Here is a 24,262-nt window from a genome sequence, read left to right as displayed (position 1 = left end):
GTCCCTACAGTCCGTGCAGTTCGCTGTAGCTGGCGTCGGCCTTCTCCTGCGCCGCCGCGGCATCGGAGAGGCCGTCCCAGACGTCGATGACCATGGTGTTGCCGGTTTCCCAGAAGTACTGGGGCACTTGAGGAATGAGTTCGGCGTTCGCGGACTGGGCGACGACGCCGGCCACGTGCGGGTCGTCGGCGATGCCCTCGATCCCCGAGAGCAGGTCGCCGTCGATCGCCGGGATCTGGCCCGTCGCACCGTAGACGGCGGCGGCGCCCGCGTCGGAGGCCATGAAGTTCGCGAAGACCCTGGCCGCGGCGGGATGTTCGGAGTAGCCGGAGACGACCGCGACGTGCATCCCTGCGAAGGAGCCCGCGGGCTCGCCGCCTTCGATGCCCGGCAGCGTGGTCACGCCGTACTCGAAGCCGTTCTCGGCGGCGCCGGTGTCGAAGAGCGAGAAGCTCCAGGGGCCGGTGATGACGTACGGTGTCTCGCCCTTGGCGAAGGCCTCTTCGATGGTCTCCCAGGTGCTGTCGGCGCTGGGCACGTCGTAGAGCTCGCGCAGGCCAGCGTAGTAGTCGAGCGCGCCGGTGAGGGCCGGGTCGTCGAACCCGGGGGCGTCCACATCGCCGTCGGGGTACACCTGCCAGCCCGCGGAGGAGAGGATCGGGTAGGCCCGGTAGATCTCGGCGGTGGACATGCGCAGCGTCCACCGGTTCAATGATGGATCGTTATAATCGGCGGCGAGCGACCGGATCTCCTCCCATGTCGCGGCCGGCTGATCGGAGCCGGTCAGCTCCTCGAGCAGCGTGGCGTTGTAGATGAGCGCGAGCGATTCGGTGGTCACGGGCACGGCGTGCATCTGGTCCTCGACCGTGACGACGCTGGTGAAGGCCTCGCTGATCCGCTCCTGGAGCACGCCGGTGTACTCCCCCATCGGCGCGGCGGTGCCGTCGTCGACGGCGCGCGCGACCTGGTCGTAGAAGCTCATGTAGACGTCGGCGCCGTTCCCGGCCTCGCCCGCGAGCGACATCTTCTCGACCGCGTCGTTCTTGGCGACGAGCTCGTACTCGATCTCCATGTCCGGGTACTCGTCCTTGAACTCCTCCTTGAAGGCGGCGATGACGGCCTCAGCGAGGTAGTCCTCTTCGAACCAGACTTTCAGCGGCACTGCACCGGAGGCGATGTCCTCCTCGATGACGTACTGCCCGGCCTCGGCGTCCCACTCCAGTTCGGAGGCCCGCTCCTCCTCGGCCGGTCCGCCGCACCCGGCCAGTCCCAGCACTGCCGCCGCCGCGGCGGCGGCAACTCCTCTGCCTCGCATCGCGTGTCCTTGTCTCCGTTGAGGGATCACGCCGCCGATCGCCCGGCAGCTGTGAACGTTTGCATAAAAATAGCGACATGCATCACTGAATGCAAGCCGCTTCTGTACCAAATAAACTAAATGCCCGACTGTAAAACGTTAAAATGATTGCAGTTCCATCACGGGCGGCCGAGATCTCGCCTCTTGGACCCCAAGAATCCCAGGATTTCGCGTGCACGTTCACAAGCCGTGGGGACCGGCTCGAGCGCCTGCACCGCTTGGCGCGCTGACCGTCAGCCGACCCAGAGGACCAGTACGGCGAGGCTCGCGGCGGCCCCCGCGAAGCACGCGGCGGCCGTCTTCGGACTCGGCCCGACGGTACCGGTGTGGCCGCTCAGCATCGACTCGAGCTGGTCGCGCAGCTCCTCGTTGAACGCCAGCCCGGCCGCGAGGATCAGCGCCGAAGGCAGGGCGTAGACGAAGGTGTAGCCGACGAGGACGAGGACCGCGAGCGGCGCGGAGACGTCGGCGGCGATGAGGCGCTCGACGGCCAGGACCATCGGGAACGCGTTGGGCAGGTCGCCGATCGTGGCGAGCACGCCGAACGGCAGCGCGCTCCAGGCGTTCACCCACGGCGGCAGCGCGAAGCCCTTGCGCTCGCGCGGCCGGAGCCGGCGAACGCCCATCACGGTCAGCGCCACCGCCAGCCCGGCGAACAGCAGGCGGCGCAGCCACAGCGTGAAGTCGTCCAGCATCGAGTCCGCGAACGAGAGTCCGAAGTAGAACATCAAGGCGAAGGCCAGGAACGACACGGCCGCGCCGAGCATGAACGCCCACCCGGTGGGCGCGGGGCGCTTCGCGCCGAGCAGGATCACGATGACGATCCAGATCGTGGCCGCGTTCACCGAGTCCAGCAGCGCCAGCCCCGTCAAACCCCACAGCAGCCCGCCCGTCACCGGGCACCGCCCCGCTGGCCCATGCGCGATCCCCTCCCGGTCGACGGCGCTCCCGCCGCGTCGAGGGCGGCCCGTGCCGCCCGTCCGCACAGTACCGATACCCGCCGCCGCACCGGCACCGCGTGGAGGCTTGACGGCCGCCGCCGCGGCGCGCCCGGGCAGGCCGGGCGGCGGCGCCCCCCCCGCGCGGGGGGGGGTCCGCCGACAATCCGTCCGTTCACTCGCCCGAGGGAGCCTCGATCACGACGCCCCGGGGAAGCGGGGTGCCGAAGTTCGGGGTGCCATTGGCATTCCAGGTGATCGGCTGGACGCGGGTCTCGCGGGTGGAGCCGCAACCTTGGCTGGACGAGGTGTTGGCGTGGTAGACCAGCCACTCCTCGGTGCCGTCAGGCGAAGTGAAGAACCCGTTGTGGCCGGGGCCGAAGGAGCCGCCGCCCTGCTGCAGGACGGGCGTCGAGGTCTTCGTCCAGGAGGAGGCCGAGAGCGGGTTCGAGCCGGTGAGCTCCAGCAGGCCGAGCTTGTAGTCGGGCGTGTTGCACGAGGACGCGGAGAACGTCACGAAGGTCCGGCCGCCCCGCTGGAGGACCGCCGGGGCCTCGTTCGTCCTGCCCCCCTGGATCTCCCAGCTGTAGGTGGGCTTGGAGATCGTCGTGTGCGAACCGGTGACGGTCCACGGGTTCGACATCGCGGCGATGCGGATGGACTGGTCGGCGCCCACCCACTCGGACCACATCAGGTACAGCTGCCCGTTGACCTGCAGGTAGGAGCCGTCGATGTTCCACTGGTTCGGCAGCGGGGTGGCCATGAACTCATACGGCCCCATGGGGGTCGAGGAGGTCGAGCGGAGGACGTGGAGCTTCTGGCCGTCGAAGTTCGTCTGCGAGTTCCCCGAGGTGTACATCAGGTACCAGACGCCGTCGATGCGGTGGAACTCCGGCGCCCAGTGCGAGCAGCAGCGGCTCGCGTTGCCCGCGTCGTTCCAGACGACCGTGTCCGCCGCGTTCTTGAGCCCGTTCAGGGTCGTCGCGCGGCGCATGGTGACCGTGGAGTCCCATGTGGTCGTGGACATGTAGTAGTAGCCGTTCCAGTACTCGATCCACGGGTCGGCCCCGTTGGAGCGCAGCGGGTTCGAGACCGTAGGCTCGCCGGATGCCGGGACGGCGGCGAGGCGCCACTTCTGCGCGTTCAGGCCGTTGTAGGCGTACTGGGAGATGCGCGCGCCGGCGGTGGTCGACCACTCCCAGAGGTCGAGGGCCTTGCCGGAGAAGCGGTTGATGAAGCTGAAGGTGCCGTCGGCGTGCTCGGTCACGGACCACTGCTGGTTGGTCCCGCCGAGGTCGGTCCACTGGGCGATGGTGGCGCCGTCGGCGGCGTTCCACTCGTACACCTCCAGGACCTGGTTGGAGTGGCGGGCCTGGATCTTGTAATAGCCGCCGCCGACGGCGACGAACTGGAACTGCTGGCAGGTGCACTGGTTGGGGGTGTACTGGTTCAGTGGCGCGCCCGCGGTGGTCGAGGCGTTCTGGATGTCGAGCGCCAGGCCGGAGTGGGCGCTCGTGACGGTGAACCAGGTGCCGGTCGCGATCGCGGCCCTGGCGGGCTTCGCGGTCGCGATCGACAGCCCGAAGGCCGCGAGGGCGGATATGAGAACGAACGCGACGAGCGCGCGTCCGCGGGTGAGGGTTCTGGACATGGTGCTGCTCCAAGCGGAGTGATCGCAGTGTGAGGGAGGGGACGCATCGGCGGCGCACAGCCTCGATGACATCCGGGTATTCCTTTTTATCGATGTACAAGGACTGGTAGCGTATCCGAGTTTTACCGATAACACAACGGGGGGTTGCAACGATGTAGATGCGCGCCGCCTCAGTCGCGCCAGCGCTCGGGGCCTGCGGCCGCGATGATCGCGTCATAGCCCGCGCGGTAGTCGGGGTACAGCAGCGGCCCGAGGAGGGTCGCGAGCCGCTCGCCCGAGAGCACGTGTCCACTGGGGTCGGTGGGCAGCGCGGGCGGCGGCGGCACCTGGAGCAGCCGGGCGATGTGGTCGGCGACCTCGCCGCTGGTGGCCGGGTGGTCGTCGGTGGCGTGCATTGTCATAGGCGGCGTGGGCGTCCGGAGCAGTTCGTGGAGCGCCCGCACCAGGTCGCTCTCGTGGATGCGGTTGGTGCGCCGGGCGCGGTCGATCGGGACGCCGCGCGCGACCTGGCGGATGAGGTGCTCGCGGCCCGGCCCGTAGATGCCCGCCGGGCGCAGGACGACGGCGCCGAACAGGCGGCGGGCCTCGTTCTCGCTGTCCAGGAGGGCCTGCGCGCGCGGGCTCGCGGGGTTCGGCGCGTCGTCCTCGGTGAGGGTCCGCAGGCCGGGGTCCCCGTCGAACACGCGGGTCGAGGACACCAGGATCACGCGCTGCGGCAGCGCGGGCAGCGCCTTGGCGAGGCGTCGCAGCGGGGTCACGAGGTCGGGCGAATCGGACCGGTCCGGGGTCAGGGTGACGACCATCGAATCGACGGCCGGGAGCGCCGCGTTGAAGGGCCGGCGGTAGTCGAGGGCGATACCCGTGAACGAGTCGGGGAGAGCGGCGGCATCGCGTCGCACCGCGAACACCGGGCGGCCGGATTCGACGAGCGCTTCCCCGAGCCGGGTGCCGACCTTGCCGCAGCCGAAGAGGAGCACCGGGGCATCGCGGTTGTCCGTCACGACCGGCCCCCTTCCTCTCTACGATTGTCGCATGAGTGATCGCCGCGGCCGTCCTGCGAGGAGCGGTCGCCGACCGTCCCGAGGAGGAGTTCGATGCTGAGCCAGGTCGCGGAGGGCGTGTTCACCCACCAGAGCGCGTTGCTGGAGAACAACGCCGTCGTCGTGCAGGGCCCGACCGGCGCACTGCTCGTCGACCCCGGGCTGACCGAGGCCGAAATGGCCTGCCTCGCAAGCGATCTGCGCGAGTCGGGCCAGACCGTCGCGGCGGGATTCGCGACGCACCCCGACTGGGACCACGTGCTCTGGCACCCCGACCTCGGCGAAGCGCCGCGTTACGGCACCGCCCGCTGCGCGGCGTTCATGCGGGACTTCCGTTCGAACCCGGACTGGCAGGCCCTCGCCGCCGCGGCCCTGCCGCCGGAGATCGCGGACGAGACCCCGCTGGACCTGTTCGGCCTCATCACCGGCCTGCCCGCCGGCACGACCGAGTTCCCTTGGGACGGGCCGCGAGTCCGCATCATCGAGCACCCGGCGCACGCCCCGGGCCATGCGGCGCTGCTCGTCGGGGACCGCGGTGTGCTCATCGCCGGCGACATGCTCTCCGACGTCCTGGTCCCGAACCTCGACACGTTGAACGACGCCAACGACCCGACCGAGGAGTACCTGGTCGGTCTGCGGCGGCTCGAGGCCGTGGCCGGCGAGGTCGACGTCATGATCCCCGGCCACGGCTCGGTCGGCGGCGCCGACGAGTTGCGCGCTCGCATCGACCGGGACCGGGCCTACGTCCTCACGCTGCAAGAAGGGGACGTCCCCGAGGACCCGCGCGTCGGCCCGACCGCCAAGCCCGGCTGGGAGTGGACGACCGACATCAGCACCGACCAGGTCAGGCGCCTCGCCGAGCGCCACGAACACGCGGCCCCCGCCTAGGGAACCGCCGACGTTGCGGCACTGAGGCGGACGCTGCCGATCCTGACGATCGCGGCGGAGCGGATCGCGATGCCGTCCTCGATGTCGCGGACCGACGGGTCGACCCAGACGCCGGTGGCGCCCCGCCACGGGAGGAGTTCGAGCCGGACGCCGTGCCGGGCGACGACGTCGCGGTGCGGGGTCAGGTCGATGTCCCAGTCGCGGCCGTGCCAGAAGTGGTCGCTGACGAACGTGTCGCCGATGTAGGCGCGGCCGGTGTCGCCGGTCCACTCGAGGCGCAGCAGGGCGCGATCGGCGTCGCCGAAGTCCGGCACCTCGATGTGGACGGTAGCCGCGCCCGTGTAGTCGGTCGGAGCGCTGAGGCGGTCCATGGGGCCGCCGCGGCGCGGTTCGGGTGCGGTGGCGGATCCGGGCGGTTCGACCGGGACCGGGATCGCACCGGCGTGTGCCGCGGTGAGCGTCCAGGTCGCCCAAGGACCGTCGCCGGTGTCGGCTGCGAGTCGGCCGCCTTCGGCTTTGAGTGCGGTCGGTGCGGGGAGGATCGCGATCGCGGCGTACTCGGTGTCAGGTCGGACGATGAGGTCGCCGTTGTCGAGGTGGACGGGGGCGTCGGAGAGGATGAGGCGGTCGCGGCCGGCGAACGGGAGTCGGTAGAGGCGGTTCGCGCTCGCGTCGTCGAGCACCAGGAGGCTCACGCCGTCGAGGTCGATGCGGCAGTCGGGGCCGGGCGGCGCGGGCGGGTCGAGGACTGTGCCGTCGCCGAGGACGATCTCGACCGGGACGCCGTCCGTCGCGGCCAGGACGACGAGGTCGTCGATCCGGGTGAGCAGTTGCGCTGTGGCGCTGCGCAATTCGAGGTCGGCGGTGAGCGGGTAGCGCAGCGGCCAAGCCACCGAGACGCCGGCGGGGAGGTCGATCGGTGCGGCCGGAACGGTCACCTCGCCCTCATCGAAGCGGACGGTGAACTGGACGCCCGGCTGGGCGGCGATGGGCCGCTTGGGCGGCTGGTACGTGGTGGCGAACAGGTAGCCGCTGCGGCCGTCGGAGCGGACGGCCCACCGCAGCTCCTCCGGATCGGCGCTGCCGCCGCCCACGGTGGAGGCCATGGTCGCGATCCGGTGGCCCTCCTCGCGCAGCCAGAGGTGCTGGCGGCGCAGGTAGTGGTGGTGCGGGCGGATCTGGCCGTGCGCGCCGATCGGCGCGTGGAAGTCGTAGGTCAGCTGCGGGACGTCGTTGGGGTAGCCGGTGGCGTGCGATTCCTGTTCGGTCCCTTGGGCTCCGGTGCGCTGCATGCCGCCGGCGTACATGTAGTAGCCCTGCCAGGCCGAGCCGGAGCCGATCTTGGCGAGCGCCAGGTTCGCCACGTCTTCGGGGGAGACGAGCGGGCGGCGGTGGTAGGCGACGTGCATGCCGCCGCCGAGTTCGCAGGTGGCGAACGGGGTCCGGTCGTCATGCTCGAGCGGTTCGGTGGACTCGGTGGCGATCCCGTCGAGCGCTTCGCGGAGGTCGGCTCCCACCGTGAGGTCGTCGCGGACCTCGGAGTAGCGGAAGTGGAAGGGCGCGAAGGCGGGCCACTCGACGGTCGAGTCCTCCCAGAACCCCTCGGAGTAGGCGCTGTAGAGCGGCAGGAGCGTGTCGGGCACCTGCGCGCCGCCCCATCCGGTGGCCGTCCACATCGGCACCAGCAGGCCGGATTCCTCGGCGATCTCGCGGAGGGTCGCGAGGTGGTCGGGCTGGTCGTAGAGCTCGTTGTCGACCTGGGCGCCGATGATCGGGCCGCCCTCGTTGTGGGTGAGGCCCTTGAGTTGCGCGATGATCTGCGCGTAGAGGGGTCGCACCAGTTCGAGGTAGGCCGGGTCGTCGGTGCGGGTGCGGAGGTCGTCGCGTTCGACGAGCCATTCGGGGAAGCCGCCGTAGCGGTACTCTCCGTGGCCCCACGGGCCGAGGCGGACGATCATGTCGAGGCCGTGCGCGGCGGCGAGCTCGATGAACGCGCGCAGGTCGCGGTTCCCGGTCCAGTCGAAGCGGCCCTGCTCGGGCTCGTGGACGCGCCAGAACACGTACGTCGCGATCGAATCGAGGCCGCCGGCGCGGGCGTGGCCGAGCACTTCGCTCCAGCGTTCGCGCGGGATGCGGGAGTAGTGGATCTCGCCGGTGATCGGCATCCACGGGCGGCCGCCGCGCTCGAACCACCGGCTGGTGACCTCGATCCGGTCGGGTGTGCCCGCGGCATCGCCGAACGGCAAGTGCCTGCGGAGGGGCGGGACGGGAGGGAGGACCCGCAGTTCGTGGGCGTTCATGTCGCTCCTTTGAGCAGGCTCGGGGTGGGTGTCGGCGTCTTCGGTGAGGCTGCGGTGCGCGCGTAGGGGTTGAGGGGGTCGCGGGCGAGGACGCGGCGCGCGAGGTCCGCGGCCCCTTCCGTGTCGCCGTCCAGGAGCGCGAGCTGGGCGCGGAGGACGAGCACACGCGTCTCATGGATGGCCTGAGTGTCCACGGCGAACAGCAGCATGGTCGGCAGGGATGTCGCGAAGTAGTCGACCGCCGCCACCGCCTGGGCCTGCTCGGCGATGTACCGCTCGAGGTCGTCGCGCAAGGCGGTCGCGGCGCCGCGCTTGCCGAGGCGGCGCAGCGCGGTGACCGCAGCGGCGGTGTGCTCGGAGTAGGCCTGTACCCGCATCCCTTGGAAGTCGCCCTCTTGCGCGGCGGCCTGCTCCCAGGCGGCGCGCGCGGCGAGCGCCTCCCCTGCCGCTGAGAGGGCGTCACCGAGGACGAGTTGCGGGTCGGCGGTGTTGGCGAGGGGATGGCGGGCCTCGCCGAGGCTGCGCGGCGGCTCCAGAGCGGCCCCGGCATGGACGACCGCGCGCTGCGGGTCGCTTCCGATCGCATTGCGGGCGAGGAGGAGATGCGCGACTTCCCACGCGGCGAGCACCCGGCCCTCGCCGCCTTCCCAGGGCTGGAACGCCCGGCCGGAGAGCACGCCGACAGCCTCTTCCGGACGGCCGACGGCGGTCAGCAGCTCGGCGAACTGGACGGACAGGTCGTCGCGCGCGCCCACGAGGTCTCGCCGGCTCTCAAGGGCGGCAACGCGTTCGGCGGGATCGAGACCTCGTCGGCCGTCGAGCTGGTCGGCCTCGAAGAGCAGGCGGGCGTCATCGGGCGCGGCGGCGCGGGCCAGCGCGTACCAGTGCGCGGCGCGTTCGGGGTCGCCCTGGACGTTGTGGGCGGCGACCCCGAGGTTGCGCAGCACCACCGGGTCGCCGTGGTCGGCAGCGGTCTCCCAGGCGGCGATGGCCTCCTCGCGGCGGCCTGCGGCGTAGCGGCGGTGTCCGGCGAGCGCGGCGAGGACCGGGTCGTCCGGGCGGTGCCCGCGGAGGCGCGCGAGGGCGTCGTCTTCGGTGTGCGAGGGGAAGCACCAGGTGCGGTCGAGGCCGTGGACGTGTTGCAGCGCGGCATCGGCCGATTCGGTGTCGTCGCGTTCGAACTCGAGGTCGGCGCGGTGGAGCCAGGCGATCGGCGCGACGTTGACCTGGCCGTGGGCCGGGTCCAGCGTCGCAGCGGTCGTGAGGAGGTCGATCGCGGCCTCGTCCTCACGGATGGATCGGTATTCGAGGGCGACGTCCAAGGCGATGGTCGGGTCGGTGGTCGGCTCCGCTTCGAAGTCGAGTCGCACGGCGAGGTCGCGGGCCCAGGCGTCGAGCGGGTCGTCGCGGAGGGTGCCGCGCACGAGGTCGCCGGCCGCGGCGATGTCGCCGGTTCGCAGTGCGGCGACGGCGGCGAGGTTGCGGGCCTGGACGTGGCGGGGGCTGCGTTCGATCACGGCGGCGAGTCCTGCCGTGGCGTCGCGGCCTTCGGCGAGGTCGAGTCGGGCGGTGGCGACGGCGGCGGCGTCGCCCCAGGCCTGGTCCCACAGGGCCTTTCCGAAGGCTTCGCGGGCTTCGGTGGCGCGGCCTTGGCGGGTGAGCACGAGGCCGAGCTTGTAGTGGGCCTCGCCGTCGCGCGGGTTCGGATTGCGGCGGGTCAGGCGCTCGACCGCGGTGCGCAGCAGGGCTTCGGCCTCGTCGAGCAGGCCGGCTTTGAGGCGGCGGGTCGCGAGCGCGGTGTTGGTGCGGGCGTCGCCGGGGTCGCGGCGCAGTGCCTCGGCCCAGTACGGTTCGGGCGAGCGGGTGGCGTGCCGGTACTGGTCAAGGTGGAGGCCGGTCTGGTAGAGCTCGTCGACCGATGGGATCGCTTCGGGCGCAAGCGGTTCGGTGGCGGAATCGGCAGTGGCCGGTGCGGTGTGCCCGGGCCGGGGCCGCCAGGACACGAGCGTTTCGCCGCCGTGCTCGACGGCGAGTTCCAGGTCGGTTCCGGGAGCCGCGCCTTCCTGCTCGCCTCCGGTGTCGAGGTCGAACTCCTCGATCAGGGGGGCACCCGGGGCGAGGTCCGCGACGATCTCGCGGATGACGCGGCCGTCGGCTCGCAGCAGGAGGCGCGCACCGGGGCGGGGCGAGGTCGCCGCCGCCGCGATCCGCACTCGGCGACCGTCGACGTCGAGCCTGACCGCGGCGTCCAAAGTGGCCTGGTGGACGGGACCGGTGTCCTGGATCGGGTACCAGTACTGCGAGAAGGTCTTCGTCTCGCCGGGCTTGAGGAACGCGAAGTCGGGCTGGTTGTCGGTGAAGACTCCGGCCATGAGCTCCACGTACGGGCCGTTGGTGTCGGTCAGGTGCGCGTCCCAGGCCCACCCGAAAGGCGCGTTGCCCCAGGTCCACTGCTTCTTGCCGGGCGCGATCCGGTGGTCGGCCCAGTGCACGAACCCGGCGCGAGCAGCGTGGTCGTACCCGCCGAAGAAGTCGTCCTCGGTCACGATGCACATGTACGAGGTCGGTACCGGGATGTTGCGGTACCAGTCGAGCCGGTCGCCGTCAGGGCGATCCTCCGTCCGCTGCGCGGGGTAGTCGACGCCGTAGTAGCGGCCTTGGGCCGCAGGGAAAGTCGTGGTGGCGCGCTTGGCGTGGTCGGCGACCACGCGCACGTCCGTGGGGAAGAACGACTGGTAGTCGTCATGGACTTCGGCGGCGACGTTGGCCCACCACAGGAACGTCTGCACCTCATCGGTGCGGTTGACCAGGTGGCCGCGCAGCTCGATCACGGCGCTGTCCGGCCGCAGCCGGATGCCGTGCATGCCCTGCATGCGCGCGAACGGGTCGTGGTCGGAGCACCAGACCGTCACGGCCCCATCGGTTTCGTGCTCAATCAGCGCCTCGACGGGCAGGTGCGTGGCGGGGCGGTGGTGCTGGGGCCAGTTGAACTCCACGCCGCCGGAGATCCAGGGCCCGGCGAGGCCGACGAGGGCGGGCTTGATGACGTCGTTGCGGTAGAAGAAGTCGTACCCGCGGGTCTTGTCGAGTCCGATGTGGATTCGTCCGCCGAGTTCCGGGAGGATCATCAGCCGCACGTACTCGTTCTCGAGGTGGATCGCGTCCCAGTCGCGCGGGGCCTTCTCGCGCGAGACCGCGTCGATGAACGGCAGCGGATAGACCGCCCCCGAGGAGCCCTGGTAGACGCGCTGGTCCAGGTAGGCCGGGTAGCGGTCGGGCGCGGCGGGCGCGTAGGCGTCGATCGCGACCGGACGGCGCCAGGCGCGCACGGGCCGGTCGGTGAGCTCCGCGGGGGCGTCAGGCAGGACGATCCTCGACTCTTCGGTTGGCATGTTCCGAGCCTATGAAGACTTGACATGCCTGTCGATGGTCATTTCACTAGCGGATATGGACGAACCGATGATCGTTACCGATGCCGACGGCGTCAGGGAGGGGTTCGCGGGCCAGCGCATGCTGGTCGTGCCCCGCGCGGCCGTCGACCAGGCGCTGCGGCATCCGGTGGCGGGGAAGCTCCTGGTGACGGACGCCGGATACTTTCCACACGCCGCCCGGCACGGCCGCTCGCGGCCGCGCGGCGCGGGCCAGCACCTGCTGCTGGTCTGCACCGACGGCGAGGGCTGGTGCCGGTCGGAGGGCGCCGATTTCACCGTCTCGCGCGGCGGCGTGGTCCTCCTGCCCGCCGAGCGCCCGCACGCGTACGGCGCCTCCGACGAGGATCCCTGGACCCTCTGGTGGTGCCATTTCACCGGTGCCGACGCCGCGGACCTGGTCCGGACCGCGCAGGCGGCGGCGGGCGGGCGCGTGACCCATCTGCGCGATCCGGCGCCGGTGGCGAGCCTGCTCTCGCAAGTGATCGACGCCCTCGACTCGGGCCCGACCCTGTCGGCGCTCATCCGGGCGTCGGGCGCGGCCTGGCACGCGCTCGCGCACGTGATCGCGACCGGCCGCCGGAACCCCGGCCCGGCCCTCAACCCGCTCGAACGGGCCGTCGACCACTTGCGCGCCACCGCGCCGCGCCGCACGTCGGTGACCGCCCTGGCTTCGATGGTGGGGCTCAGCGCCTCGCAGCTCAGCTCCCTCTTCCGCGAGCACTTGGGCGTCTCGCCGCTGCAGTTCCAGGTCCAGCTCCGCATGGCCCGCGCCCGCGAACTCCTCGACGGCACCGACCTCCCGATCGCCTCGGTCGCCCGCGAAGTCGGCTACGACGACCCGATGTACTTCTCCCGCCAGTTCTCCCGCACGCACGGCATGACCCCGACGGCTTACCGGGAGCGTCCGGCGGGGACCTGAACGCGACGCCGGCTGATCCTCATCGGACCCGCCGATCGCGCTTCCCGTTCGGTGGCGACGGCGCCGGCGGCCGCGAGGGTCGCGGCGGCGAGGCCGCCCCAGAGGGCGGCCGGGCCGATCGCCGCGAGGGCGGTGATGGCGGCCGGGGAGACGGCGAGGCCGAGGCCGGTGGAGAACTGGAAGCGGGCGAGGGCGCGGCCCATCGCGTGCGACGGGGCGAGGGCGGTGACGAGCGCGGTGGCGCTGCCCGCGTACAGGATCTCGCCGAGGTTGCAGATCAGGGACACGGCCACGATGGCCGGGGCGGCCCAGCCGTGCCCGAGGAGGCTCGCCGCGAGGAAGCCGAGGTAGGAGGCGGCGAGGACCGCACCGCTGAGGGCCAGCACGGACCGGCGGGGGTAGCGGGACATCAGGACGGTGACCGGCACCTGCAGGGCGACCACCATGACCGTGTTCGCGATGAAGACGACCGCCGACCACGCCGGGGAGGCGTCCAGCTGGGTCACCAGGACCAGGGGGAGGGCGATTTCGGGGACGTTGAGGCAGAAGGTGTAGACGACGTTGGCGGTCAGGAGCGTGCGCATCTTGGGCGGCGGCCCCTGGACCTGCTCCCCTGCTTCGGCCTCGGCCGTGTCGGCGCGCGAGCGGACCGACCAGGTCAGGGCGGCCGCCGCGAGGTAGGCCACGCCGGTGACGGCCGCCAGCGCCTGCAGGGCGGTGGCGCCGCCGGTCAGGAAGGCGATCGCGAGGAGCGCGCCGACGCCCATGCCGCCGTTGCGGAGCGCGCGCCCGGCGGCGAGGGCGGCGTCGCGTTCGCGGCCGTGCGCGACGGTGGCGACCAGGGCCGCGTGGGCGGCGGGCCACGCCTGGTTGCCGACGCCGAGGAAGAGCGCCGCCGCCGTGAACATCGCGACGTTCCCGGCGGGGGCGGCGAGCAGCAGCGCCACGCCGGCCACCCGGACCAGCATCGAGGCCGCCACGACGGTGCTGCGGGCGCCGCGGTCGAGCCAGCGGCCCACGAAGGGCGTGCACGCGAGGGCCACGACGATCCCGGCGGTCATGGCGATGCCGGTGACGGGCGCGGACAGGCCGAGCACGGTCACTCCATAGAGGAGCAGGAAGGGTCGCAGCAGTCCGGTGCCGAGGGCGTCCACGGCGAGGGCAACGGCGTAACGGGGTCCTCCGGAGGCGCGGACGAGGGCGCGGGGCCGGGACTCGATGGCGGTTGGCATGGCCCCAACGTTGCGTCCGGCCCCCGGCTCGCCCGCGTCGATTGACGGAGTTCGTCAACCGATGCGGTCCCCGGCCCTGCGACCGGCGAGAATGAGCGCATGGCGTTGAGGATCGACATCGGCGGGCTGCCGCCCGGGCGGCTGCGGTTCTCCGTCTCCCCGCTGGCCGAGCTGACCGCGATGCTCCATGTGCTGGCCGAACCCTCGCACCACCCGCGGCACGTCGGCTGGGCCGGGAGCGTCTGGGCGACCCTGCCGCCGGAGCTCGCCGAGCGGCTCAAGGAGGCGGAGTTCCTCTGGCGCTCTTCACGGGCGGACTTCCTGGTGCCCGCCCGCCCCCGGCCGACGCTGGCCGAGGAGCTCGACGACGTGGACCGGATCGACGACGAGGCCTACGCGACCGCCGCGCTCGTCACCACCTGCGGCAGCAACCGGGTCCGCTTCAACGCCCCGTCGCCGCTCGCCGACGCGACGGCCCGCGACCGGGCGCTCGCCCTCGCGCAAGCCCGCGGCGCAGTCCAGGAGGCCTTCGCGGAACGGCTCCTGGCCGACCCCGCGGCGGTGCGGGCGCGGGTGCGCGAGACCCTCGAAGCGTGCGCCGAGGCGTTCTTCGACGCCGCCTGGTCGGGCGTCGCCGTGCGGCTCGCCGACGACCGGCGCCTGAAGCACGACCTGCTGCAGCGCAAGGGCATCGGGCCGGCGCTGGCAGCAGTCTCCAGCGCGGTCGCCCTGGCGCCCGACGGCGGTGCCATCGTCGTGGACAAGCTGCAGGACTCCGCGACCGCCGCCGACGACGCCGGGATCACCTTCCTCCCCAGCGTCTTCGGCCGCCCGCACCTGGTGGCGGTCTACGCCAAGGGATGGCAGCCGGTGGTGCAGTACCCGGTCGCCGAGCCGAACGCGCCGGAGTCGGTCTCGCTCGAGACGGTCACCCTGCGCCTGGAGGCGCTGTCGCACCCGGTGCGGCTGCGGCTGCTGCGCACCCTGGCCCGCGGCGCGCACACCACCGGCGAACTCGCCCACGCCTGGGAGCTCTCGCCGCCCGAGGTCTCCCGCCACCTCGCCGTCCTGCGCCGGGCGGGCCTGCTCACCTTCCAGCGGCACGGCCGCTATGTCCGCTACAGCCTCAACCTCACCGACCTGACGGCGCTGGGTTCGGACCTGCTGGGCGCGGTCCTGCGTTAGCCTTCGGATTCGATGCGCCGCAATGGAAGGAGTGAAGCATGACCGTCAGGTTCGTCCTCGACTGCGACACCGGCTCGGACGATGCGGTCGCGATCTTCGCGGGCGTGCGGCATCCGGGGCTCGAACTCGTCGCGGTCACCACCGTGAGCGGAAACGTCGCGATCGAGCACATCACCGACAACACCCTCCGCGCGCTCGACCTCGCGGGCGCGGACGTCCCGGTCTACGAGGGCGCGGCCCGGCCGCTCGTCAGGTCGGACCTGCCCGTGCCGCGGCGCGTCCTCAACAAGGACAGCGACTTCCAGAAGCACGGCCTGGGCCTGCCCGAGGCGGTCTCGGCCAAGCGCGAGGGGCACGCGGTCGAGTTCCTGCGCGACTGCTTCATGGACGAGGCGAACGCCGACCTGACGCTCGTGGCGACCGGCCCGCTCACCAACGTCGCGCTGGCGCTCGCGCTCGAACCACGGCTGGCCTCGCGCATCCCGCGGCTGGTCCTCATGGGCGGTGCACACGGGAACGGCAATGTCACCGCCGCGGCCGAGTTCAACTTCTGGGCCGATCCCGAAGCGGCCGAAGCGGTCCTGAGCGCCGGTATCCGTGACGTGGTGATCGTGCCGCTCGACGCCACGCACTCCGCCCCGCTCACCGCCGCCGACTGCGCGGCCTTCGAGTCGACCACGGTCGGCGCGGCCGCGGCCGACCTGGTCCGGCACCGCCTCGAGACCGACCGCTCAGCGCAAGCGACCGCGGCGGCGCCCGTCCACGACCCGATGTGCCTCGCGTACCTGGCGCACCCGGACCTGTTCACCGAAGCGGTCGAAGCCCATGTGAGCGTGGAGACCTCCGGCGCCCGGACCCTCGGCGAACTCCTGGTCGACACCCGTCCGTGGCGCCCCGAGCCCGCGAACGCGACCGTCGCCCTGCGCGCCTCGGCCGCCGTCTACCGGGAGTTCCTGCGCGAAGCCCTGACCTGAGACAAGCTGGCCCTGCTCGACGGTCGCCTCGAGGTCCGCAGCGGCGGTTAGGATCGCGGCCATGCGGTATCTCCTCGGCGACTTCACTTCTGCGGGCGGACCGGGCCTGGTCACGGCCGGGCCCGGCGGGCTCGGTGCGGCGGCGGCGGTGGCCGATCCCTCGTGGGTCGTCGTCGGACCTGCAGCGGTGTACGCGCTCAGCCGTTCCTCGACCGAGCCCGGTTCGGCGTCGGCCTGGCACCTGGGCGAGGACGGCGCGCTCGAACATGTCGGGCGGGACCGGTCCACGGGCGGTTGCAGCCCGTGCCACGGCGCGGTCGATGTGAGCGGGCGGTGGCTGCTGGTCGCCAACTACGGCAAGGCGGACGGTAGCGGCGCGACGGTCGCGGTGCTGCCGGTCGGCGAGGGCGGCGTGCTCGGCGAGCTTGCAGACGTGGTCGAGCTGGAGGGTTCCGGTCCGCATGCGGATCGTCAGGCGGGTCCGCACGCGCACCAAGTGGTCTGTCGCGGAGAGCGTGTGTTCGCGGTCGACTTGGGTTCGGACCGCGTCCATGCGTTCGACCTCGGCGAGGACGGGAAGCTCGTCCCGGTCGCGGTGACGCCGCTCGAGCCGAGGTTCGGTCCTCGGCACCTGGCGTTCCTGGGCGATCGGGTGGTGATCGCGGGGGAACTCGCCGGCGCGTTCGCGGTCGGCGCGTACGACGAGCGGTCGGGGAGGTTCGCGTTCGGGTCGCCGGTGCCGTTGCCCCGCAATGGGACGGCGTCGCTGCCGGCGGCGGTCGTACCGGATCCGGCGCGCGGTCTCGTGTACCTCACGGTCCGCGGCCCTGATGTGCTCGCGGTGGTCGACCCTGCCGCGGGCGCGCTGCTGCGGTCGGTCCCGGTCGGTGCGGCATGGCCGCGGGATGCGGTGCTCGCCGAGGACGGGTCCGTCCTGGTCGCCTGCCAGCACGGCGGCGAGGTCATGCGCGTGGACCCCTCGGGCAGGCGTCCGCCGGTCGCCGAGTGGACCGTGCCGGGCGTGAGCTGCGTTGCGGCCCTAGAGAGCTGACTCAGGGTTCGCGCCTGTGGTGACCAGGCCGGTTTCGTAGGCGGTGATGACCAGTTGGGCGCGGTCGCGGGCGTGGAGCTTGGCGAGGAGGCGGCTGACGTGCGTCTTCACCGTGGCCATGCTGACGTGGAGGCGGGCGGTGAGTTCGGTGTTGCTGAGGCCGCGAGCGATCAGGGTGAGGACTTCGCGTTCGCGTTCGGTGAGCGCGTCGAGGCGGCGCGCGGGCGCGGGTCCGGGCTCGGGACGGAGGCTGAACTCCTCGATCAGGCGGCGGGTGATCGTGGGGGCGAGCATGCCTTCGCCCGCGGCGACGGTGCGGATGCCGTCGAGGAGCAGCGCGGGCGAGGTGTCCTTGAGCAGGAAGCCGCTCGCGCCCGCCCGCAATGCGGCGTAGACGTATTCGTCGAGGTCGAAGGTGGTCAGCATCAGGACGCGCACCGCCGTCAGCGCGGGGTCGGCACCGATGCGGCGGGCGGCTTCGATGCCGTCCATGCCCGGCATCCGCACGTCCATGACCACCACGTCGGGGACCGTGGCGCCGGCCAGGACGACCGCTTCGCCGCCCGAGCCGGCCTCGCCGACGACGGAAAGGCCCGGGGCGGAGTCGATGAGCAGCCGGAAGCTGGCGCGCACGAGCTCCTGGTCGTCGGCGATGAGCACCCGCACCGTCATCGGGCCGCCCCGCTCTCGACCGGCAGGACCGCCCGGACGGCGAAGCCGCGCCCGCTCGGCCCCGCGGTGAACGTGCCGCCGTACATGAGGACCCGTTCGCGCATCCCGATCAGGCCGTGACCGCCGTCGTGCCGCCGCGGCCCGCCGTCGTCGGCGACCTCGACGGTGACGCGGCCGCCGTCGCGGCGGACGATCACCTCGCAAGCCCCGCCTCCTGAATGTTTGACCACATTGGTCAGTGATTCTTGGACGATGCGGTAGACGGCGAGGGCGATGCCCGGCGGCAGCGGCTCCCGCACGTCGACGCGGCTGGCCACGGCGACGCCCGCGACGCGGGCGCCCTCGACGAGCGGCGCGAGGTCGGCAAGGCCCGGCGCGGGCGCCCGGTCGGCGTCCCCGGCGGTGCCGGTCCGCAGCACGGCCAGGACGCCGCGCATCTCCGCGAGCGCGCCCTTGCTCGTGGATTCGATGGAGCGCAACGCTTCCCGCGCTCGCTCGGGCTGCTCGTCGGCCACATGGTTGGCGACGCCCGCCTGCACGGCGATGAGGCTGAGGTTGTGGGAGACGATGTCGTGCAGCTCCCGGGCGATGCGCAGCCGCTCCTCGGCGACGACGCGCACCCGCTCCCGGGCCTGCTCGCGCAGCCGCACCGCCTGCCGGTGTCGCATCGCCACGCCCGCCGCCCAACCGCCGCCCGCGACCGCCCCGACCGTCGCGGCCAGCACGAGCAGGCCCGGCAGGGTCTCTGAAGGCGTGTGCAGGTAGACGCCGACGACGAGGCCCGCCGTCAGGACCGCGAGCGCGGCGGCGAGGACGACCGCGGACCGGCGGCGGTCGACGGAGGCGCCGACCGCGTACAGCACCAGGGCCGCGGGAACGAACGGTTCGCGCGCGAAGTCGAGCACCGCGGCGGCGGCGCAGCCGGTGACGGCGACCGCCGCGGCGGGCACCGGCCAGCGCCGCCGGGCGGCGACCGGCAGGCCGATCGCGGCCGCCGTCACCCATGCGAGCCAAGCGGGTCCGGTGAAGACCGGCGTCCCGTCGCCACCGCCGTACGCGGCGAACGACAGGTAGACGGCGGTGACGGCCAGGGCGACGGCGGCATCGGCCAGGACGAGGAGGCGGCGAGTGGACACCAGGAAACGGTAGCGTCCGGTTGACGAGTCGTCGTCATACCGAGGGCTGACGGGCGAAACCAGGCCTCGGTCCGACGCGGCGGACCGGCCCGGCGCCGATCGTTGGGGCATGACCGAAACCCGCTTCCCCGGCCGCTGGCTCGGCGGCACCGCCCTCGTCCTCGCCCCGCTCCTCCTGCTCACCGGTGTACTGCTCCGGGCCGGAACGCCGTTCTTCTTCCCCGACCAGCTCCGCGCCTACGCCGAACGCCCGGGCCTCATGACCGCCGCCTACAGCTGCTTCCTCGCCGGGGTCGTCCTGCTGTGGCCCGCGGTCCTCCTGCTCGCGCAACGCGTCGGCCGGTCCCGCCCCGGCTGGGCGCTGTGGGGCGGCGCCATGGTCCTCTTCGGACTTTTCGCCCGCGCGTTCCACGCCGGCGCCGACCACCTCGCCTTCCAGCTCGCCGCCGACCGCGGCCCCGAAGCGGCGACGCAGGCGGTCGCCGACGCCTACGGCGCTTGGCACCTGATGTCGGCGTGCTCGGTGGCGATCATGGCCGGCTGGATCGTCCTCGCCGTCGGCGCGCTCCGCTCCGGAACCTTCGGCTGGTTCCGGGCGGCGGCGCTCGCCGCGACCGCGCTCCTGCCGCTCGGGGTCCTGAAAGGCACCACACCGCTGTCGATCGCGGCGGTGCTGGGCCTGGCGATCGCGTTGGCGCCGTTGGGCGTCCAGGTGCTCCGCGAAGGCCCCGTCCCGCGCAGGCCGGCGGTCTCCATTGCCGGGATGGTCCTGCTCGTAGCGGCGATGGCGCTCGTCGGCACCCTCGGCTGACGGTCACCGCGCGACTGAGGGCCTACACGTTCCAAGCCCCCGCAGTGAGGGTCCCGCCCGCCCCTCGTGCGGGACCCCTGGCCGGTCAGTCCTGCCCGAGCGCCCGCGCGGTCGCCGTGCCCCGCATGGCCGCCACCGGGCCCTCGTACAGCACCCGGCCCCCGTGGCGGCCCGCGCCCGGGCCGAGGTCCACGACCCAGTCGGCGCGGCGGATCACGTCGAGGTGGTGCTCGATGACCACGACGGTGTGCCCGGCCTCGAGCAGCTGGGACAGCACGTCCATGAGCGTGTCGACGTCGCGCAGGTGCAGGCCCGTCGTCGGCTCGTCGAGCACGTACACCGACGGCTCGGCGGCCTCGCGCAGCTCCCGCGCGATCTTGACGCGCTGGCATTCGCCGCCCGACAGCGTCGAGAGCGGCTGCCCGAGCCGCAGGTAGCCGAGGCCGACCCGGTCGAGGTGCCGCAGTCCCTTGCGGATCGAGGGGTCGGCGAGCCGCCGCATCGCCTCGGCGATGGTCAGGTCGGCCACGTCGGCGATGGTGAGGCCTTCGACGCGGTGCCGCAGCGCCTCGTCGGTGAACCGGCGCCCGCCGCACGCCTCGCACACGGACTCGTGGCCTTCCATGAACGCCAGGTCCGTGTAGACGACGCCGAGGCCCTTGCACTCCGGGCAGCCCCCTTCGGAATTGGCGCTGAAGTACTTGGCGGACAGGCCGCTCGCCTTCGCGAACAGCCGCCGGACCGGCGCGGCGATCCCGGCGTAGGTGAGCGGCGTGGACCGGCGGTTGGCGCCTACCGGGCGCTGGTCGACCACGATCGCGGCGTGCTGCTCGACGAGCGCCGCCGCCAGGCTCGACTTGCCCGAGCCGGCGACGCCGGTGAGCACAGTCAGCACCCCGGTCGGGACGTCGACGGTGACGTCCCGCAGGTTGTTGCGGTCGGCGCGCTCGATCGTGATCGCCCCGGCGGCCTCCCGCGGCGCGGTGACCGTGGGCGTCGGCTTCGCCAGGGCGAGCGCAGTCGGGGTGTCGGCCGCGCGGAGCCCGTCGAACGTGCCCTGGAAGACCACCCTGCCGCCGGCCGCGCCGCCGTCGGGCCCGATCTCGACGATCTGGTCGGCGACGGCCATCACGGCCGGGTCGTGCTCGACGACGAGCACGGTGTTCCCCTTGTCCCGCAACCGTTCCAGGAGGCCGGTCATGGCCTCGACGTCGTGGGGGTGCAGGCCGACGGTCGGTTCGTCGAAGATGTACAACATCTCGACGAGGCTGCTGCCCAGGTGCTTCACGGTCTTCACCCGCTGCGACTCGCCGCCGGACAGGCTCGCCGTGGCCCGACCCAAGTGGAGGTACCCCAGCCCGATGGCGTCCATGGCGCGCAGCCGCTCCACCAGCGCCGCGACCACCGGCGCCACCGCCGTGTCGTCCACGCCCGCAACGACGTCGGCGAGTTCGGCGACCTCCATGCGCGCCATCTCGCCGATGGTGCGGCCGTGCACGGTGACGGCCCTGGCGTCGGCGTTCAGCCGGTCGCCGCCGCATTCGGGGCACACGCCCGACCGCGTGAACCGGTCGATGGCCTTCTGCTTGGTGTCGGAGATGCTGTCGGAGGTGTGCAGGTAGATGCGTTCGAACCAGGGCACCAGACCTTCGTAGTCCTTCGGGGGCCGCACGCCGAGGCGGGCGATGTGCTCGCCGCCGTAGAGCAGCGCGAGCCGCTCGTCCTCGGTCCACTCCCGCAGCGGCGCGTCGGCCGGGAGCCACTCGACGCCGGTGTACTTGTCGAACCAGTAGCCGCCGTCGCCGAAGCCGGGCAGGAGGATCGCGCCCTCCTTGAGCGACCTGCCGGGGTCGAGGAAGGCCGCGACGTCGATCTCGACGGCGTCGCCCAGGCCCGAGCAGGTGGGGCACATGCCCCCGGGGTCGTTGAAGGAGAAGCGGGTGGACTCTCCGATCAGCGGTTCGCCGACCCGCGAGTAGAGCAGCCGCAGGTACGTCCACGTGTCGGTGACCGTGCCGACGGTCGAGCGGGCGTTGCCGCCGAGGCGGCGCTGGTCGATGACGACCACGGGCGAGAGGCCGGCGATCTCGTCGGCCTCGGGCCGCGTCCACTTCGGCATCCGGTTGCGCAGGAACGGCGGGTACGTCTCGCTGACCTGGTGGCCGGCCTCGGCGGCGATGGTGTCGAACACGAGCGAGGACTTCCCGGAACCGGACGGCCCCGCGAACACGGTCAGGCTTCCTCGCGGCACCTCCAGGTCCACCGACTTGAGGTTGTTGGACCGGGCGCCGCGGATGCGGATCATGCGTTCGTTCATGCCTGCGACACTAAGCCCAATTGCGGCCGGATCCTGACCGCGATTTCGGGCAGACTGGGGGCATGTCAGATGTCACCCGCCGCATGCTCTCGCTCCTGGCGTCCCTCCAGACCGGACGCTCGTTCAGCGGCGGCGAGCTCGCCTCGCGCCTCGGCGTCAGCCCGCGCACGCTGCGGCGGGACGTCGACCGCCTGCGCGAGTACGGCTACCCGGTCGAGACGCGCCCCGGACCGGGCGGCCACTACCGGCTCACCGCCGGCGCGGTGATGCCGCCGCTCATGCTCGAGGACGACGAGGCCATCGCGGTCCTGCTCGGCCTCGCCGCGCTCGCCTCGACCGGCAGCGCCGACGAGGGATCGGTCGACGAGGCCGCGACCCGGGCTTACGGCAAGGTCGAGCAGTACCTGCCCAAGCGGCTGCGCCACCGGATCGCGCGGGTGCGATCCAGTCTGGAGACCAGCGACGTGCCCGCCCCGAGCACCAGCGCGGGCGACCTCGGCGCGCTCGCGGACGCGATCGCCGCCCGGCAGGTGGTCGCGTTCGACTACGAGCGCAAGGACGGCGCGGCCTCCTCCCGCCGCGTCGAACCGCACCGGCAGATCCACCACCTGCAGCGCTGGTTCCTCCTCGCCTGGGACCTCGACCGCGGCGACTGGCGGGTCTTCCGCACCGACCGCGTCTCCGGCCTGCGCCTGTCGACGACCCGGTTCGAGCCGCGGCCGTCGCCGCCGGCCGTCGACTACCTGATCGAGGGCATCAACCGCAACCGCGCCTCGGTCATGTTCACTGTGGAGGGACCGGCGGGCCCGGTCGCCGAGGCGTTCCGCCACGACACCGTGGAGCTGAGTTCGCTCGACGGCGGGCGCACCCGTGTCGACATACGCCTCGACTCCTGGGAGTGGCCGCTCGCCGCGCTCGCGATGCTCGACGCCGACTTCACGATCGAAGCGCCGGACGATTTCCGGGAGGGGTATCGCCGCTTCGCCGAGCGCCTGCGCGCCGCCGTCGAGGAGGACTGACTCAGCGTTCGCCCGCGTCGACGGGGACCGGTTCGATCCGTGCGGTCGCCTTCATGGCCACCGCGGTCGTCAACGCCGCCAAGGCGAGTGCGGCCCCGGTGAGGGCGGTGGCCCGCGGTCCCGAGTGGGTGAGGGCGAGGCCGCCGAGGGACGAGCCGAGGGCGATGCCGATGTTGAACGCGATCGAGTTCCCGGCCGAGGCGGTGTCGGTGCTGCCTGGGGCGAACTCCATGACCCGGTTCTGCAGGGCCGGGATGAGCGCGCCCATGGCGAGCCCGGTGAGCATGATGGTCAGGGCCGCGATCCACGGGTCGGAGCCGAGCGCGAACATGGCGAGCATCGCGGCGGCGAGCAGGCCGACGGGGAGGATCACGGCAAGCCGCTGGTTGCGGTCGGAGAGGGCGCCGCCCGCGGCGATCCCGCCGAAGTCGGCCAGGCCGCGCGCGAGCAGCAGCGGCCCGAGCAGCGCCGCGGACATCCCGGCGACGACCGTGACGAACGCCGACGTGTAGGTGAAGGCGGCGAAGAACCCGGCGACCGCGAGGGAACTGGTGACGAGCACCAGGGTGAACTGGCGGGCGTCCGGGGTGGTGCCGCGTCCGGCGTGCTCGTTGCGGACCGGGCTGGCGGGCAGGGCGAGCACGAGGGTGAGCAGGGCGAGCATGCCGAGCCCGGCGAAGGCGAGGAACGCGGCCTGCCAGGTCGCGGCCTGGCCCAGCCAGGTCCCGGCGGGCACGCCGAGCATCGGCCCGATGGACCCGCCGGTGAAGACCACGGCCATGACCCGGCCGCGGACGTGCGCGGGGAACATCCCGGCGGCCGCCGGCGCGACGATGCCCCAGAACACGGCCTGACTGAGCGCGGTCGCTACGCGCGCCGCGAACAGCAGCTCGTAGGTGGGCGCGGCGGCCGAAAGCGCGGTCGCGGCGACGAGGACGGCCATGAGGGCCAGGAGCAGCGGGCGCCTCGGCACGCGGGCGGTCAGCTTCACCAGCGGCAAGGTGAGGACGGCGACGGTGACGCTGTACCCGGTGACCAACAGCCCCACCCGGGAGTGCGACACGTCGAGGTCGGCGGCGATCTCGGCGAGCAGCCCCACCGGGACGGTCTCGACGGTCACGTAGCAGAACGCGGCCACCGCGAGCGCGAGCAGCGCCGCCACCGATCGCCTGTCGAAATCGGACAGTACGGTCATCTGGATTTCACCTCGTCGCTTCTCGCCGTTCGGGGAACGGTCGGCGGGCGCGCCGAATGGGGCCGCTCGAGTGACGAGGTGAAGGGGGTCGTGCATCCGGGCCGCCCCATTCTAAGGACCGGATCCCCACCCGCGCAAGAGGACCCGTG

18 protein-coding genes are annotated in these 24,262 nt (G+C 72.5%); 7 read left to right on the top strand and 11 right to left on the bottom strand.

Going from position 1 to position 24,262, the window contains the following annotated elements:
* Positions 1-4 precede the first annotated feature (4 nt).
* The 4 genes from J5V16_RS16160 to J5V16_RS16145 form a co-directional block, all read right to left on the bottom strand.
* Positions 5-1,315 carry an extracellular solute-binding protein gene (locus J5V16_RS16160; protein ID WP_208497477.1) on the bottom strand — a complete coding sequence of 437 codons (1,311 nt, stop codon included), beginning with the start codon at positions 1,313-1,315 and terminating at the stop codon, positions 5-7.
* Between the two features lie 272 nt (positions 1,316-1,587).
* Positions 1,588-2,250 carry a GAP family protein gene (locus tag J5V16_RS16155; RefSeq protein ID WP_208497476.1) on the bottom strand — a complete coding sequence of 221 codons (663 nt, stop codon included), beginning with the start codon at positions 2,248-2,250 and terminating at the stop codon, positions 1,588-1,590.
* A gap of 217 nt (positions 2,251-2,467) precedes the next feature.
* Positions 2,468-3,943, bottom strand: coding sequence for a family 43 glycosylhydrolase (locus tag J5V16_RS16150; RefSeq protein ID WP_208497475.1), 1,476 nt, complete (start codon positions 3,941-3,943; stop codon positions 2,468-2,470).
* A 170-nt stretch (positions 3,944-4,113) separates the two neighbouring features.
* A complete protein-coding gene (locus J5V16_RS16145) occupies positions 4,114-4,944 on the bottom strand; it encodes a sugar nucleotide-binding protein (RefSeq protein WP_208497474.1) in 831 nt (276 codons plus the stop codon).
* A gap of 93 nt (positions 4,945-5,037) precedes the next feature.
* On the opposite strand from J5V16_RS16145, the gene J5V16_RS16140 reads away from it, so the two are divergent.
* Positions 5,038-5,871: an MBL fold metallo-hydrolase gene (locus J5V16_RS16140; RefSeq protein ID WP_208497473.1), complete on the top strand. Its 834-nt coding sequence runs from the start codon at positions 5,038-5,040 to the stop codon at positions 5,869-5,871.
* Here J5V16_RS16140 and J5V16_RS16135 read toward each other — a convergent pair.
* Positions 5,868-8,171: a beta-galactosidase gene (locus J5V16_RS16135; RefSeq protein ID WP_208497472.1), complete on the bottom strand. Its 2,304-nt coding sequence runs from the start codon at positions 8,169-8,171 to the stop codon at positions 5,868-5,870. The genes J5V16_RS16140 and J5V16_RS16135 overlap by 4 nt on opposite strands.
* Entirely contained in the window at positions 8,168-11,563 is a 3,396-nt protein-coding gene (locus J5V16_RS16130; protein ID WP_208497471.1) for a DUF5107 domain-containing protein, read from the bottom strand. The genes J5V16_RS16135 and J5V16_RS16130 overlap by 4 nt, the downstream gene beginning before the upstream one ends.
* 67 nt (positions 11,564-11,630) lie before the next feature.
* On the opposite strand from J5V16_RS16130, the gene J5V16_RS16125 reads away from it, so the two are divergent.
* A complete protein-coding gene (locus J5V16_RS16125) occupies positions 11,631-12,521 on the top strand; it encodes a helix-turn-helix domain-containing protein (RefSeq protein WP_208497470.1) in 891 nt (296 codons plus the stop codon).
* Here J5V16_RS16125 and J5V16_RS16120 read toward each other — a convergent pair.
* Complete coding sequence (locus J5V16_RS16120) at positions 12,494-13,753, bottom strand: MFS transporter (protein ID WP_208497469.1); 1,260 nt, start codon at positions 13,751-13,753, stop codon at positions 12,494-12,496. The genes J5V16_RS16125 and J5V16_RS16120 overlap by 28 nt on opposite strands.
* Before the next feature lie 99 nt (positions 13,754-13,852).
* On the opposite strand from J5V16_RS16120, the gene J5V16_RS16115 reads away from it, so the two are divergent.
* The 3 genes from J5V16_RS16115 to J5V16_RS16105 all read left to right on the top strand — a co-directional run bounded on the left by J5V16_RS16115 (position 13,853) and on the right by J5V16_RS16105 (position 16,963).
* Positions 13,853-14,938 carry a helix-turn-helix domain-containing protein gene (locus J5V16_RS16115; protein ID WP_243901324.1) on the top strand — a complete coding sequence of 362 codons (1,086 nt, stop codon included), beginning with the start codon at positions 13,853-13,855 and terminating at the stop codon, positions 14,936-14,938.
* Positions 14,939-14,976: 38 nt separating this feature from the next.
* Positions 14,977-15,912 (top strand): nucleoside hydrolase, encoded by a 936-nt coding sequence (locus J5V16_RS16110; protein ID WP_208497468.1) that lies wholly within the window; start codon positions 14,977-14,979, stop codon positions 15,910-15,912.
* A 61-nt stretch (positions 15,913-15,973) separates the two neighbouring features.
* A complete protein-coding gene (locus J5V16_RS16105) occupies positions 15,974-16,963 on the top strand; it encodes a lactonase family protein (RefSeq protein ID WP_208497467.1) in 990 nt (329 codons plus the stop codon).
* On the opposite strand, the gene J5V16_RS16100 is transcribed toward J5V16_RS16105, so the two are convergent.
* Together J5V16_RS16100 and J5V16_RS25555 are read right to left on the bottom strand one after the other, a co-directional pair.
* Positions 16,952-17,635, bottom strand: coding sequence for a response regulator (locus tag J5V16_RS16100; protein ID WP_208497466.1), 684 nt, complete (start codon positions 17,633-17,635; stop codon positions 16,952-16,954). The genes J5V16_RS16105 and J5V16_RS16100 overlap by 12 nt on opposite strands.
* On the bottom strand, positions 17,632-18,771 hold the full coding sequence (locus J5V16_RS25555; RefSeq protein ID WP_208497465.1) for a sensor histidine kinase: 1,140 nt from the start codon (positions 18,769-18,771) through the stop codon (positions 17,632-17,634). The genes J5V16_RS16100 and J5V16_RS25555 overlap by 4 nt, the downstream gene beginning before the upstream one ends.
* A gap of 109 nt (positions 18,772-18,880) precedes the next feature.
* Between J5V16_RS25555 and J5V16_RS16090 the strand changes: the two genes are divergently transcribed.
* Positions 18,881-19,582: a hypothetical protein gene (locus J5V16_RS16090; RefSeq protein WP_208497464.1), complete on the top strand. Its 702-nt coding sequence runs from the start codon at positions 18,881-18,883 to the stop codon at positions 19,580-19,582.
* A gap of 85 nt (positions 19,583-19,667) precedes the next feature.
* Here the strand turns inward: J5V16_RS16090 and J5V16_RS16085 are convergent, their stop codons facing one another.
* Positions 19,668-21,899: an ATP-binding cassette domain-containing protein gene (locus J5V16_RS16085; protein ID WP_208497463.1), complete on the bottom strand. Its 2,232-nt coding sequence runs from the start codon at positions 21,897-21,899 to the stop codon at positions 19,668-19,670.
* A 62-nt stretch (positions 21,900-21,961) separates the two neighbouring features.
* Between J5V16_RS16085 and J5V16_RS16080 the strand changes: the two genes are divergently transcribed.
* Positions 21,962-22,918: a helix-turn-helix transcriptional regulator gene (locus J5V16_RS16080; protein ID WP_208497462.1), complete on the top strand. Its 957-nt coding sequence runs from the start codon at positions 21,962-21,964 to the stop codon at positions 22,916-22,918.
* A 1-nt stretch (position 22,919) separates the two neighbouring features.
* On the opposite strand, the gene J5V16_RS16075 is transcribed toward J5V16_RS16080, so the two are convergent.
* Complete coding sequence (locus J5V16_RS16075; protein WP_208497461.1) at positions 22,920-24,113, bottom strand: MFS transporter; 1,194 nt, start codon at positions 24,111-24,113, stop codon at positions 22,920-22,922.
* Positions 24,114-24,262 lie beyond the last annotated feature (149 nt).

Origin of the sequence: Glycomyces niveus (assembly GCF_017592475.1) — a bacterium.
In the GTDB taxonomy this organism is placed as follows: Bacteria; Actinomycetota; Actinomycetes; order Mycobacteriales; family Micromonosporaceae; genus Glycomyces; species Glycomyces niveus.
The sequence above is the reverse complement of the archived record's forward strand: the minus strand, read 5'-3'. Positions and strand labels throughout refer to the sequence as shown.

Excerpts from the sequence above, each read along its gene's own strand:
- J5V16_RS16140 (WP_208497473.1), top strand. The coding sequence starts at position 5,038 with ATGCTGAGCCAGGTCGCGGAGGGCGTGTTCACCCACCAGAGCGCGTTG.
- J5V16_RS16105 (WP_208497467.1), top strand. The coding sequence starts at position 15,974 with ATGCGGTATCTCCTCGGCGACTTCACTTCTGCGGGCGGACCGGGCCTG.
- J5V16_RS16085 (WP_208497463.1), bottom strand. The coding sequence starts at position 21,899 with ATGAACGAACGCATGATCCGCATCCGCGGCGCCCGGTCCAACAACCTC.
- J5V16_RS16120 (WP_208497469.1), bottom strand. The coding sequence starts at position 13,753 with ATGCCAACCGCCATCGAGTCCCGGCCCCGCGCCCTCGTCCGCGCCTCC.
- J5V16_RS16080 (WP_208497462.1), top strand. The coding sequence starts at position 21,962 with ATGTCAGATGTCACCCGCCGCATGCTCTCGCTCCTGGCGTCCCTCCAG.
- J5V16_RS16125 (WP_208497470.1), top strand. The coding sequence starts at position 11,631 with ATGATCGTTACCGATGCCGACGGCGTCAGGGAGGGGTTCGCGGGCCAG.
- J5V16_RS16135 (WP_208497472.1), bottom strand. The coding sequence starts at position 8,171 with ATGAACGCCCACGAACTGCGGGTCCTCCCTCCCGTCCCGCCCCTCCGC.
- J5V16_RS16110 (WP_208497468.1), top strand. The coding sequence starts at position 14,977 with ATGACCGTCAGGTTCGTCCTCGACTGCGACACCGGCTCGGACGATGCG.
- J5V16_RS16130 (WP_208497471.1), bottom strand. The coding sequence starts at position 11,563 with ATGCCAACCGAAGAGTCGAGGATCGTCCTGCCTGACGCCCCCGCGGAG.
- J5V16_RS16115 (WP_243901324.1), top strand. The coding sequence starts at position 13,853 with ATGGCGTTGAGGATCGACATCGGCGGGCTGCCGCCCGGGCGGCTGCGG.
- J5V16_RS16150 (WP_208497475.1), bottom strand. The coding sequence starts at position 3,943 with ATGTCCAGAACCCTCACCCGCGGACGCGCGCTCGTCGCGTTCGTTCTC.
- J5V16_RS16090 (WP_208497464.1), top strand. The coding sequence starts at position 18,881 with ATGACCGAAACCCGCTTCCCCGGCCGCTGGCTCGGCGGCACCGCCCTC.
- J5V16_RS16100 (WP_208497466.1), bottom strand. The coding sequence starts at position 17,635 with ATGACGGTGCGGGTGCTCATCGCCGACGACCAGGAGCTCGTGCGCGCC.
- J5V16_RS16160 (WP_208497477.1), bottom strand. The coding sequence starts at position 1,315 with ATGCGAGGCAGAGGAGTTGCCGCCGCCGCGGCGGCGGCAGTGCTGGGA.
- J5V16_RS16075 (WP_208497461.1), bottom strand. The coding sequence starts at position 24,113 with ATGACCGTACTGTCCGATTTCGACAGGCGATCGGTGGCGGCGCTGCTC.